We start from the raw sequence: 11,571 nt of genomic DNA on the forward strand, positions 1-11,571 counted from the left end.
GCGGCAAGGGCCCGTAGCTGTCGCTGTAGGGCACGTGGCCGGCGCTGTCCCACTGGAACAGCAGTTTGCCGGTCTTGATATCGATCTCCTGCACGACGCCGTCGATGACCTGCTGATGCGCGGACAGGCCGAGTGAGGTCAGGTTGGCGGTGCCGATCGTGTCGGCGAGGATCAGCGCGGTGTTCCACGGCGTGATCAGGAACTCGTGGAAGTCGGACAGGTACCCGTTCGCCGGCTTGACGGTGGCGATCTGCTGGTAGCGGTCGTTGTAGATAACGTCCTCGCCGCCGCCATTGCCGCCGCCCTGGAACCAGGTCAGCACCGGCTTGCCCAGGTAGGTCTGGGTGCGGAAGTCGGTGGCGAACGTGCCCGCAGGCAGCGGGTGGAACCAGAGCACCGTGCCGGTGATGCTGACGATCTCCGGGCCGCTGGCGTACTGGCCGCTGCTTTGCGGGGCCAGGAAGATATCGCCGTTGCCGTTGTCCGCGCCCTTGGTCAGCACGGTGACCGGTGGTGCTTGCGAGCCCGCTGTCGCTGTCGCTGTCGCTGGCGATCCCGGCGAGCACGAGGCGACCGCAGCGCACAGAGCGCCAGTCCCCAGGGCCGCGGCTACCTTGAACTTCACCAGAACCTCCGAGACAGTTCGCCGCCCCGCCGAAATTCCTCTCACGCGCTATAACGAGCAGCCCACTCCGCCGTTCCCGCTATGCGGCGACCAGTTACCGCTGGCATCGTGAACAGGCACGCCGTAGTCCTCGGGGTGGACGGGGTCACCGCCGCGATCCGGTGGCTGGTCGCTGCAACCTCTGCTGCGGCTGTCGCTGTACCCACCCCGCCGAGGTCGCCGATAATGGTGCCTATGACCCCGGAAGGTTCGGCTGGCCCGGTGCGCTTGCGGGCTTTCGCCGAAGACGACCTCCCGTTTCTCGACCGTCTGTGCACCGACCCCGACGTGCTGGGAGAGTTCGAGTGGCCGGGATTCACTGACCCGCGGGCACGGCGCAGGCGGTGGGAGCACGATGGTTACATCTCCGCCGGCTCCTCGGCCGTCGCTGTGGTGCGCCAGGACGGGACCGTTGTCGGCATCGCCACCTGGAAGCCGCGCGGTTTCCCGTCCGGCGTTACCTACGAGATCGGGGTAGGGATTGGGCCCGAGCATCGCCGGCAGGGGTTCGCGACGGCAGCCCAGGACCTGCTTGTGGAGTACCTTTTGGACCACACGACCGCGTACCGCATCGAAGCGCTCACGAATGATGGCAACATCGGCGAGCAGAAAGCCCTCGAACGCGTCGGGTTCCGGCGGGAGGGCCTGATGCGCGGCAGGTCATTCTTGCGCGGCGAGTACGTCGGCGTACTTGTCTACGGACTACTGCGCGAAGACCGGCGTCCGCAGACGCGACCTGGCCCCGGCTGAACGCCGTGAACGAATATTCTGCGCCCGGCATCTCGGGTGACCGCATGACCGCGCGAAGCAAATAATCGGCGATTTGGAGCGTTTCGCGGTGGTGGTGACCCTTGGTTCCCGAGGCCACCGATGGTTACGGCGACAGCCGCTCGATGATCCAGCCGCTGCCCGCCCGGCGGTAGCGGATCCGGTCGTGCAGACCGTCCGGCGATTCCTGCCAGAACTCGACGCGGGACGGCAGCACCCGGAAGCCGCCCCAGCGCTGCGGCCGGGGAACACCAGCTCCGCCGGGGTGGCGCCGCAGGGTTTCCCTGACCTGCGTTTCCAGGACCGCCCGATTGGCGACGACGCGGCTTTGCCGCGAGGCGGCCGCGACCAGACGGACGGCGTCGGCGCGCGTGCTCCAGTACTCGTCCGCTTCGTCCTGGCTCACCCGCTCGGCCGGCCCGGCCACCCGTACCTGACGGTGCGCCGGAACAAGCCAGTGCAGCACCGCCGCCGCCTGCGGGTTCGCCGCCAGCTCAGCACCCTTATCGCTCTCGCAGTCGGTGAAGAAGACCAGCCCCCGCCGCAGGCCGCGCAGCACCACCAGGCGGGCCGAAGGAACGCCGTCGCCGGTCGCACTGGCGATGGTCATCGCTTCCGGCATCGGCTGGCCGGCCGCACGGGCCGCGTCCAGCCACACAGACAGCTGGCGCAGCGGGTCGGCGTCGAGCTCCGTGACATCCACCCGCCCAGTCTCGCGGCTATCCAGCAGCATGTCTGCACTAGGCCAGGACAATAAGGCGCGCTCCCGGCGGTGCTCACCCGACGGCAAATTAATTCAGCCAGCCACTGGCCTGCCGTAGGTGACAGCCTCGCGCACCTCGCGGGGCAGCGACTGGGCGAGTTCCGCGTCGGGCTGAGCGCCGAGGGAGTCGTTGATGGTGGAGAACGCCAGGCGAAGGGCCACGAAGGCAGTGATGGCGAAGATCTGCCCGTCATCGAACCCGGCGTCGCGGAGCGCCTGGATGTCGGCGGGCGTCGTCGCGTTGGGGTCCCTGGCGACCTTCCGGGCCCACGCGGCCATGACCTTCTCCTGATCTGTCAGGCCGGCATCGCCGCCAGTCAGGACCCCCGCCGCGATGGCGGCGTCCGACGCTTTGCCCAGCTTCCCGCCCCACGCCAGCGAGCAGTATGAATCGCCGAGGGCTGAGGCGGCGGCAGTGACCAGGATCCCGCGCTGGCGGAAGGTCAGGCCGCTCGGCGCGAATGCCTGAGACATCAACCCGAACAGGTCCTTCAGGGTATCTGGCTGGTGCGCCCACAGCCGGGATACGTTCCATACGTAACCGCCGTCTGCGAGATCTTCGTCGTAGAGCGCCTGCACCTGCGGGGACACCGAGGGCTCCCCGAGAAAGCTGCCAGTCATGCGCGTTTGGCTCCTTCGGGTTTGCGGGCCAGGTAGCCCACGACCTTGATTTCGGCCCGGAGTGGCAAGCCGTCCCGTAGCTGCCCTTGGGCCTGCTCGACGGCTGCCCGGTGGAACTCAGCCTCCCCGACATTCTGGATGGCCTCATAGGCCGGACCCGTAGAGGCCAGCGCACGCGCGTACAGTTCCGGGTCCGCGAACTCCCAGGCGAACGGAACGTCCAAGCGTTCAATGTCAACGAACCCATGGGACGTGAGGACCTCCTCCCCCGCACCAGGCCGCCCGAGCGACACCATCGCCGCCTGGTTGCCGACCTTCTCCGTCGCAGCCAGGCGGAACGGCGCCAGAGCCCAGGCTCCAGGAGACACTTTCAGATGCCCCCACACCGTTACCGCGACGCGTCCGCCGGGGCACAAGACCCGGAATATCTCGGCAACCGCGCCGGGTGTGGTGCCCCAGATCCCCCGGAAGCTCGTTACGACGTCGAATGACGCCGGTTCCCACGGCACGGCGTGCATATCGCCGACCCTGATGTCGCAGTCGGGATTCCGGTCCCTGGCCACCGCGACCAGCCTTGCCGAGGCATCAATACCGGAACAGGAAGCGCCGCGCAGGCGCGCCAGTTCGATCGCGAGCCCGGACCCGCAAGCCACGTCGAGCAACCGATCCCCGACATCCACACCCAGCCAATGGTGTACAGCGACATACTCCCGGCAGTTGCCCAGCTCGCTGAGCGTTGCGAAGTCCACCGCCTTGCGACCCCAGCCCTCATCCACCGTCGCCCACTGAGGACAGTCCATGCCCGGTCTCGTCATCGCCGCTCCTCTGCGCAGCCAGGCCCGCTGCCGTGTTGCCGCCGATCAGCTGGACAGATCGTCACCGCACGCAGGCCAGCGGGCTGGTCTGGCCGGCGAAACTTGCCCGGCCGCGAGTACCGCGGATCGGCCTACAGCCGGAGTTACCAGTTTGCGGGCGGTGGTTGTTCACAGGCAAGCCCAGACAGGTCTCTCGCGCCGAAGCAGCGGATCTGCGCTCGCGTGACGCCAAGCCTGCCGGATCGCAGGCGCGCCAATATTCGGCGACAGGAAACTCGGCCGGCCAGCGCTCCGATCACGGTCGGCGACTGGCAGACTGCGGGCGTGGAGCCAGTCGCGAGGGTCACGGCCGCCGGTCGCGGTGGTCGCTCCGGCCAGCACCGTCGACCAGGGCGCGGACCGCTGTACCGCCATGCTGCGGAAGGCCGGCTGCACCGTCGTGGCCGTGCGACAGCTCGACTGGCGCACCTGATGCGGCCTGCCAGGTCATCACATCCCCTTTGGTCGCAGCCGCCCGGCCACCCGGCTCACGCCCCGACGGCCGCAGGGCTATTACAGCGGTCGCTCATTGGGCCGGGCAAGGGGGCGGGGCTTGCCGGGGGCGACGGTGCGTGCCAGGATCCCGAGGGTGGCCCGCAGCGCGCTCTCCGGGATCACCGGGAAGATGGCCGCGTCCTTCCAGCTCTGCTCGGCTGCTGACCAGTCGTAGTAGGACGTCACGAGCGTCCCCTCCTGGATTGGCTCCAACTGGTAGCCGTATACGTGGCCGAGGTTCAGCTGGCCGTGCACGGTCCAGGCGATCTCCCGGTCCTTCTCGAACGTGACGATTTCAACGGTGACATCGTAAAGACCGAGAGGATAGTCGTTGAGCGCTTCACGGTCCATGTGCACGACGAAGGTGTCTCCCACCTTGGTGGCAACGTCCCCGCTAGCCTCCATCAACATGCCGGAGCTGTCTATCGCAACGTGCCCGCGAGGATCGCTGAGCACAGCGAAGATCTCGCTCGCTGACGCGGCCACCGCCCGTTCCACTTCGAGTCGTTCCATCATTTACCTATTGTTGCTCGCCGGCTGACACGGGCGGCACTGACACTCCGCCTTGGGCGGCGATGATCAGGGACAAACACAATCGTCGCGGAAGGCGGCTGACAGTCCCAGGCGCGGGGCGCCCGGTAGTTAGCGTTCGCTGGTGGACAGGATGTCGAGGATCCGGGTCTGCGGCACGCCGGCCAGGCCGGGCGAAGATGCTGGTGATGACCACACGTGCTGCATCAGGAAATCGGCGAATGTCTGCGCCGGCCCGGCCGAGTCGAACTCCAGGTCAAGCATCAGATACTGCGGGTCATCCACCGGCAAGCGGATGGCGAAGCTGCGAACTCCCGCTTGTGCGCGTGCTTCCGCGAATCCGTCGAATGCCCTCCTCCAGAGCTGATAATCGGTGATCGCGTGCTCGATCCGGAGCGTCGTCATCGGGTTTCTCCGTTGCGTTGCCGTAGTTGCTATTGAAATGAACGGTAGGCCGTCTCGCTGGTCGGCAGTATCCCGACTATCTGGGGGGTCACCCGCCAGCGGCAGCCCGCGTATGGCAAGCGACAGGGTTCCAAGGGCATACGCTCATCTGGTGGCCGACAGCTGGGCGCGGGTCCGCGCCCGTGAGCGCATCGGCGCAGTGGTCTCGGAACCCGTCGACGCCAGGAGCCTGCGTCTGCAGATACTGGCGGTGCTCCGCGAGGTTATCGACTTCGACGCATACGTCTGGCTGCTCACTGACCCCGTTACGACGGTCGGCATCGCGCCGGTCGCCGACGTCCCGTGCCTGCCCGAGCTCCCGGCCCTGATCAAGGCGAAGTACGCAACCCCGGTGAATCGCTGGACAGTCCTGCAACTGCAGAAGTCCCCCGCCGGAACCCTGAACGATGCCGTCGGCGGAGAACTGGATCGCAGCCCGATGTGGCGCGATGTGCTGTGCAGATACGGAATCGGCGACGTGGCTTCGACGGTATTCGCAGACCAGTTCGGCTGCTGGGGATTCCTCGACCTGTGGCGCAACAACACCCGTGGCTCGTTCAGCGCCGCCGACGCCGGGTTCCTCGCCGCGGCCGCCGCGCCGCTGGCCACCGCGCTTCGTCACTGCCAGGCAAGAACCTTCGTAGACCCGGCGACTCAGCATCGGCCGGACCTCGGACCGGTCGTCCTGACACTCGACGACGACCTGCGGATCACGAGCCGCACGGCAGCTTCGCGCGGATGGCTGGATGCACTGCTTCCGCCCGAGCCTGACGAGAGGGCCATCCCGGCGAGCGTCTACAACGTCGCCGCCCAGTTCCTGGCCGTTGAGCAAGGCGTCGACGCGCATCCGGCGTTCGCCCGCACGCATCTGGCTGACGGCTTCTGGCTTGCTCTGCGTGCCGCCAGGCTTTCGCCGGACCAGCCTCCCGCCAGCGGAGCGGCAACGATCGTCGTCACTATCGAGGAGGCGTCCGCCTCCGAGCGGGTCGAGCTCTTCGGCCGCGCTTTCGGGCTGAGTGCCCGCGAATACGAACTGCTCGGCTTGCTTGCCACGGGCAGCGACACGCGATCGATGGCGCGCCAGATGTCGCTGTCCGAGCACACAATCCAGGATCACCTCAAGTCGATTTTCGCCAAGACTGGCGCCCATGACCGCGTCACCGTTCTCTCGCGCGCCCTGGGAACCAGACTCGGGACACGGAGATGAGCCGCTACCCGGGCCGGTCCCGCGACCTCTGCGGGGCCGGCCCCCTTGGTCAGCTGGCGAGATTGTGCACCGGCATGACGTCTGGCGTTCCGGGGTCGATCCCGGCCTTGTGCAGGATCGGCATGAGCACCGGTCCGTATTCTTCGAAGGCCTGCTGTGACTCCCACACCTCGTAGACCATCAGGGCGTTGTCGGGCCCGAAGCATGAGTGGTGAACCCGGCCTGCCGGGTTCGCGGCTCCGGCGGCTTCGAGTTCCCGGATGGCTTCGTCGTACTGCAATGTGGTGAGCGACTGGGGATGGAAGTAGGTTGCGATTGCCATGGCTCCTCCTGCTGTTAGCGGCGCTGGCCTGGCCTAGCTGCCCGGCCAGTCACTGCGGTTGGTGCGGTTAACACGCACGGTCAGCCAGCGGGCTACGGTCGCGGGACCTGGCTGCGCCGAACGTGGGTGATGGAATCAGAATGGGACCTTCGTGGCCATGAGCCCGGTGCCGGGCTGCCGGGCGGCGACGATCCAGCAGAAGTCGAGCGCATCGAGCTGGAGGTGCTCCCCAGCCTCCCCTGAGCGCCACTGCCCGCCGGCCGTGCCGGTCAGGGTGAGGGTGAACGGCTGACCGTGGCGGCGCGCCCACTCAGCGACGACGTCGGCGATGAGGCGGCCGTCGTGCCCTGCGGTGAGCTCCATGGGGCGGCCGGTCGCCCGGCTGATGTCGAGTCTGTGCATCCAGGTGTCGCGGGTGAAGATGGTATCCACCAGGAAGCCGTAGCGCCATCGCTCGGCATCGAACGGCGGGTCGTTCTTGAGCCGCACGGCCCATCGGACGGGCGCCGGTGTCCGGCGCCTGGCGCGCACGGCCTTGGGGGCCACTGCCGCCAGCCGGCTGACGATCGCGCCGGGCGTCATAGCTGTCCGCTCGCGCACCTGCGCGGCCGACATCTCGTCAATCATCTTTCCGCTGGACCGTTTGCCGGCCGCGCGGAAGTCGTGGGCGAACTGGCGGAACGAGGCCTGCGCCTCGGCCATGCCGAGCACGTGCGCGGCCATCGCCCGCACGTCCCACAGCTCGCACACCGTCGGCTGCGCCCAGTCGCGCGGGGATAGCGCCTGCAACTGCGCCGCCATCCGGTCGAACTCCGCCGCCGCGAGGATCATCGCTTCCTGGTGCCCCAGAGGCACCGCGACACCTGCGCCGACGGCCGTTGCTCCCGCCATGGCGAACCCCCGTCTACCTTTCGGAATTCCGAATACTGTCAGGATAATCGCATCATTATCGGCTAGAGTCAACTCATGTCCTCGACGACGCCTGACCGGCCCCGCCGCCGCGACCGCCGCCATGACCGGCACGAGGCGACCAAGCAGGAGATCCTCGACATTGCCTGGTCGATGGTGCGCGCTGACGGCCTGGCCGCCCTGTCCTTGCGAGCGCTCGCGCATGCCGTCGACATGGAGCCCCAGTCGCTCTATACCTACTTCGCCTCCAAGAACGCTCTTTACGACCGCATGTTCGCGGACGGCAACCTGGAGCTGGCAAGACGGTTCGCTGACGCTGAGATCCCCGGCGATGCCCGCAGCGCGCTGCGGGCCGTCGCCGGCATCTTCCTAGAGTTCGCCGCCCAGGACCAGGCTCGTTACCAGCTGCTGTTCCTGCGCACCATTCCCGGATACCAGCCATCCCCTGACTCGTATGCGCTGGCCGTGGAGGTTCTCGCGAGCGTCCGAAGCACCCTCGCCCGCGCCGGGGTCCGCAATGAAGCCGACTTCGACCTCTGGACCGCGGTAGTCGTCGGCCTGGCCGGCCAGCAACTCGCCAACGACCCCGGCGGTGACCGGTACATACGCCTCATCGACAGTGCCGTCACCATGTTCGCCGACCACATCCTCGGCCCGACCTGACCCCGCCGCGCTTCCGCTCCAGCCCGACCGGCACACTGTTTCCTGCGCTATTAGCTGATCTGTGCAGCACTGCTCGCGTGAACCGGAACGGCGGGTGCGGTTCAGCGAAGGAGCCGGTTCATACAGCTTGCGCGGTGACTAGCCAGGCCGCGCCGGGCATGACTACGCCACCTGGCGATGCGTACGTCATCAGGCGGTCGCGGACCTGTCTGGTCAGCTCGTCGCCTTGTGCCGGGCTGAGTCCGGTCAGGATCTCGGTGGCGGTCGGGGAGGTGCGCTCGTACGCGAGCACGTCATCGACGTCACGGCCGATGAGCATCGGCTCGTCCGCCTTGACGAACTCCATGCCGCCGAACCCCGCACCGCTCAGCAGCGCGCCCGCTCGTGCGGTGTCGGCGAGGGAGAAGGCAGCGCCCGGCCCAGGCATCTCGCGCAGGCCCAGTATCGCCGCGGCCGCGTCGAACCCGGTGGTAAAGACAGGGTTCTCGGCGCGGGTGCGCCAGCAGACGAACGCCAGCCTGCCGCCGCGCCGCAGCGCCTTCCGCAGGTTGCCCAATGCCACCGCCGGATCATCGAAGAACATCACACCGAAGCTGCTCAGCGCCACGTCGAAGACCCCGGCCCCGAACGGGTGCACCTGGACGTCGGCGACCTCGAACCTGGCATTAGCGACGCCAGCAGCAGCGGCGAGCCGGCGCGCCTCGGCCACCTGGATCCGGGAAAAGTCCGCGCCCAGAGCGTGCCCGCTGCCGGCGGCGCGCGCCGCGAGGATAGTCGTCTCACCGCAGCCGCACCCGACATCGAGAACGTACTCCCCGTCCTGGATCGCCGCGGCGGCCAGCAACCGCGCCCTCAGCCGGCCCAGCATCTGCTCATGCCGCTCACGCTGCTCGATGAACTCCCGACCGCTGGCCCCGTTCCAGTCCTCGGCCTGCTCCGCATTCACCGCCACGACGACAACGCTACCTCCGCCCAGCCTGCCTGGACCGGTGCCCGATGCGCCCGCGACGGTCACGGGGGTATGCCAGAGCATTAGGGAGTTCCGCGTGCAGCCGCTCGCCTGACCGGCGCAGCGGCAGACCACCCCGAATCGGCAGGGAACCGACCCTTGCTCCAACGCCGATTACGCATCGTAATTGGCCGTGACGGGATACTTGCGATCAAGTATCCGCCGTTCTGTACTGGAACAGCCTCCTCGGTCCGGTCCGTTCGAGGCGCGCAGAACAGCATTTTCTGTCGCCGTCATCCTGGTGAATGCGCGGCGAAGTTTAGCCGTCCGAAACTATCGCGTCCGGTCCCCAGAGGTATCAGAGCAGTCTGCGGGACCACCGTCTCACCCTGCAGCCGGTATCGCCCACCCTCTTCTGACTCCGAACTGGCCAGTCCCGCCCACGATCAGCATGACCGCACCGCCGTGACGTCGAGCTGCCGAGAACTCAGAGGATGTGATCGATTGGCTACTCGTTCACCAGACCGGGTCCTACTCGGCGAAGGATGCGCCGGGCCGCCGGCCGGCGCGGCTCAGGGCGAGGAGGCACCGGATGCTTCGCCGCGCCCGGCCCCCAAGGCGCTGGTCAACCCTTCGAGGTCCGCCACGGTTACGGTGAGCGCGGAGTGGCCGCTTCGGCGAAGCGGCGATGGCACCTTCTCCGCGAACTGGTCCCGTTGGCCTGCCCGGTGCTGCCTGAAGGCCCCGAAGTGCTGGCTCAGGTACGCACCACCAAGAGGGCAAATAGGATCCGGGCTCATGGTAACGGCGGAACGCCGCTCTTAGTGATCTGGCTATTCCCCCAGCGGTCCAGGCTCCCCGGTCCTATGCTGAGGAAACAGGCTGGCTCTCAGCAAGTTGGGGGGGATGCCATGCCAGACGTCGACGCCCACGCGGCTGACGACACACGCAGGCTCCGGGCCAGGTTCCCCCGGTGGGGCATTATGTTTGATCCCGTGGAAAGGGTGTGGGTCGCGGTCCGCGGCAAGCGGACGCTTGTCGCGGCCAGCAGCCCTGAGAAGCTGACCGAGCAGGTGGAGGCAGCGGTCCGGGGCGAGGCCGGGCCGGATGAGGGCGACAAGACCCAGGCGTGGCGTGCCCTCCACAAGCATAAGCGGGGCTAGTTGCGGCGGCCGGGAGGAATGTTGCCGCCCCCGGGTGGTTCCTGGCTAGTAGTAACGCTGCGTCAGCGGGCCTAGCGGACACGGACAGGAGTGGCATATTCACCGGGCGCGTCAGCCGTGACCTGGTTTCTTTCGCCACCGGGTGGTACTCAAGGTGGACGGCGGCTCCGGCTCGGCACTGCGCAGTTCATTCCGGCGCGGCATTATGGCAGTCTGACATCGCGAGTCGGCCGGTCTATTAGACATACTGCCTGCAAGTGGGACAGCGGTTAGCTAAACTGGACGACTCGTGAGGAATGTAGGAAGCGGGACTGGCCTCAGTCGCATGTTCGCCGGTGGCGGGCATCAGGGGGAGGCGGGATTGCACCATGAGCCGTTCAGTCCCACGCCGGTAATGGCCGGCCAGCGGCGGCCGGGTTTTCTATTCGGCGGCTGACCATGGTGACACGCTCTGCCTCTCCCGGACTGCCGGGGCTGGAACTGGCCGGCCAGCGTCTCCTGCTGGCCGCGGCCCGGCTGCCCTATGGAGCAATGGCGTTCCTGGCGAACGTGGAACGCTGGGGCCGATCGGCAGCAGGGCGCGCGGCGGGCCTGTTCGCGGTGATCGCCGGGGCGTACGTGGTGGGTGCGGAGCTGGCGTGGCACCACTTCAGCTCGGGCCTGGCGTTCGGTTATCCCCCGTCGGGTGTCGATGTAGCGGCCCTGCTGCTGATAGCGCGGCGGCGCTGGCCGGTGGTGATCGCCGCGATCGTTGTCAGCGAGGTCGGCGTCGATCTGCAGCATCACCTGACGCTCGCGGTGGCGCTGGCATCGGCGCTGGCCAATGCGGTGGAGCCCGTGGCAGGCGCATTGTTCGTCCTCTGGTTGTGCGCGGGACGGCGGCCGGACCTCGCGACCCGCGTGGGCCTGAGCTGGTTCGTATTGGGCGCCGCGGTGCTCGGGCCGCTAGTCGGCGGACTGGTCGGGGCCACTGTGAGCTGGGCGACCAAGGGTGGCTGGTGGCCGGGGCTGGTGCTGCAATGGTGGGCCGGGGACGGAATCGCGGTGCTGGTGATCGGCGGTACGTTGCTGCTGTGGGCGCAGCGGCGGGCACTGGTGTCCTCGCGGTGGCTCGAACTGGTGCTCGTTGTCCTGCTCGCGGCCGGGTTTTCGGTCGTGGCGTTCCGTTTCAACGAACCGTCCAGCCTGCTGTTCTTGCCGATCCTGGCGTGGGCGGCG

At 67.7% G+C, this 11,571-nt stretch carries 14 protein-coding genes; 5 read left to right on the top strand and 9 right to left on the bottom strand.

Annotated elements, in window-relative coordinates:
• A partial coding sequence (locus tag WA805_RS10800) for an arylsulfotransferase family protein (RefSeq protein WP_425242272.1) occupies positions 1-625 on the bottom strand: 625 nt, incomplete at its 3' end.
• 234 nt (positions 626-859) lie between these two features.
• Between WA805_RS10800 and WA805_RS10805 the strand changes: the two genes are divergently transcribed.
• Entirely contained in the window at positions 860-1,414 is a 555-nt protein-coding gene (locus WA805_RS10805; protein WP_425242273.1) for a GNAT family N-acetyltransferase, read from the top strand.
• Positions 1,415-1,538: 124 nt separating this feature from the next.
• Here the strand turns inward: WA805_RS10805 and pdxH are convergent, their stop codons facing one another.
• From pdxH to WA805_RS10830, 5 genes are all read right to left on the bottom strand, one after another.
• Positions 1,539-2,135, bottom strand: coding sequence for a pyridoxamine 5'-phosphate oxidase (pdxH, locus tag WA805_RS10810; RefSeq protein ID WP_422287577.1), 597 nt, complete (start codon positions 2,133-2,135; stop codon positions 1,539-1,541).
• A 93-nt stretch (positions 2,136-2,228) separates the two neighbouring features.
• The gene (locus WA805_RS10815) at positions 2,229-2,816 is read right to left on the bottom strand and encodes a carboxymuconolactone decarboxylase family protein (protein ID WP_425239682.1); all 588 of its coding nucleotides are present in this window, start codon (positions 2,814-2,816) and stop codon (positions 2,229-2,231) included.
• Positions 2,813-3,631 (bottom strand): class I SAM-dependent methyltransferase, encoded by an 819-nt coding sequence (locus WA805_RS10820; protein ID WP_422279113.1) that lies wholly within the window; start codon positions 3,629-3,631, stop codon positions 2,813-2,815. Before WA805_RS10820 ends, WA805_RS10815 begins: the two co-directional genes overlap by 4 nt.
• A gap of 552 nt (positions 3,632-4,183) precedes the next feature.
• A complete protein-coding gene (locus tag WA805_RS10825) occupies positions 4,184-4,681 on the bottom strand; it encodes an SRPBCC family protein (protein ID WP_425242274.1) in 498 nt (165 codons plus the stop codon).
• A 126-nt stretch (positions 4,682-4,807) separates the two neighbouring features.
• Positions 4,808-5,101, bottom strand: coding sequence for a hypothetical protein (locus tag WA805_RS10830; protein ID WP_424560808.1), 294 nt, complete (start codon positions 5,099-5,101; stop codon positions 4,808-4,810).
• A gap of 151 nt (positions 5,102-5,252) precedes the next feature.
• Here WA805_RS10830 and WA805_RS10835 point away from each other — a divergent pair, with 151 nt between their 5' ends.
• A complete protein-coding gene (locus tag WA805_RS10835) occupies positions 5,253-6,347 on the top strand; it encodes a helix-turn-helix transcriptional regulator (protein WP_425242275.1) in 1,095 nt (364 codons plus the stop codon).
• 49 nt (positions 6,348-6,396) lie between these two features.
• On the opposite strand, the gene WA805_RS10840 is transcribed toward WA805_RS10835, so the two are convergent.
• A complete protein-coding gene (locus WA805_RS10840) occupies positions 6,397-6,669 on the bottom strand; it encodes a hypothetical protein (protein WP_422273113.1) in 273 nt (90 codons plus the stop codon).
• A gap of 135 nt (positions 6,670-6,804) precedes the next feature.
• Positions 6,805-7,524 carry a maleylpyruvate isomerase family mycothiol-dependent enzyme gene (locus WA805_RS10845; protein ID WP_425242276.1) on the bottom strand — a complete coding sequence of 240 codons (720 nt, stop codon included), beginning with the start codon at positions 7,522-7,524 and terminating at the stop codon, positions 6,805-6,807.
• Positions 7,525-7,635: 111 nt separating this feature from the next.
• Here WA805_RS10845 and WA805_RS10850 point away from each other — a divergent pair, with 111 nt between their 5' ends.
• Positions 7,636-8,241, top strand: coding sequence for a TetR/AcrR family transcriptional regulator (locus tag WA805_RS10850; protein ID WP_425242277.1), 606 nt, complete (start codon positions 7,636-7,638; stop codon positions 8,239-8,241).
• 118 nt (positions 8,242-8,359) lie between these two features.
• Here WA805_RS10850 and WA805_RS10855 read toward each other — a convergent pair whose 3' ends face one another.
• Positions 8,360-9,193, bottom strand: coding sequence for a class I SAM-dependent methyltransferase (locus WA805_RS10855; protein WP_422273119.1), 834 nt, complete (start codon positions 9,191-9,193; stop codon positions 8,360-8,362).
• A 992-nt stretch (positions 9,194-10,185) separates the two neighbouring features.
• Here WA805_RS10855 and WA805_RS10860 point away from each other — a divergent pair.
• Together WA805_RS10860 and WA805_RS10865 are read left to right on the top strand one after the other, a co-directional pair.
• Positions 10,186-10,353 (top strand): hypothetical protein, encoded by a 168-nt coding sequence (locus WA805_RS10860; RefSeq protein WP_422273121.1) that lies wholly within the window; start codon positions 10,186-10,188, stop codon positions 10,351-10,353.
• 438 nt (positions 10,354-10,791) lie between these two features.
• A partial coding sequence (locus tag WA805_RS10865) for an MASE1 domain-containing protein (RefSeq protein WP_425242278.1) occupies positions 10,792-11,571 on the top strand: 780 nt, incomplete at its 3' end.

This window comes from Trebonia sp. (genome assembly GCF_049794275.1).
Classification (GTDB): domain Bacteria; phylum Actinomycetota; class Actinomycetes; order Streptosporangiales; family Streptosporangiaceae; genus Trebonia.

What these genes read in the sequence shown, in the direction of transcription:
- WA805_RS10805 (WP_425242273.1), top strand. Translation starts at nt 860, where the DNA reads ATGACCCCGGAAGGTTCGGCTGGCCCGGTGCGCTTGCGGGCTTTCGCC.
- WA805_RS10815 (WP_425239682.1), bottom strand. Translation starts at nt 2,816, where the DNA reads ATGACTGGCAGCTTTCTCGGGGAGCCCTCGGTGTCCCCGCAGGTGCAG.
- WA805_RS10820 (WP_422279113.1), bottom strand. Translation starts at nt 3,631, where the DNA reads ATGACGAGACCGGGCATGGACTGTCCTCAGTGGGCGACGGTGGATGAG.
- WA805_RS10825 (WP_425242274.1), bottom strand. Translation starts at nt 4,681, where the DNA reads ATGATGGAACGACTCGAAGTGGAACGGGCGGTGGCCGCGTCAGCGAGC.
- WA805_RS10830 (WP_424560808.1), bottom strand. Translation starts at nt 5,101, where the DNA reads ATGACGACGCTCCGGATCGAGCACGCGATCACCGATTATCAGCTCTGG.
- WA805_RS10840 (WP_422273113.1), bottom strand. Translation starts at nt 6,669, where the DNA reads ATGGCAATCGCAACCTACTTCCATCCCCAGTCGCTCACCACATTGCAG.
- WA805_RS10850 (WP_425242277.1), top strand. Translation starts at nt 7,636, where the DNA reads ATGTCCTCGACGACGCCTGACCGGCCCCGCCGCCGCGACCGCCGCCAT.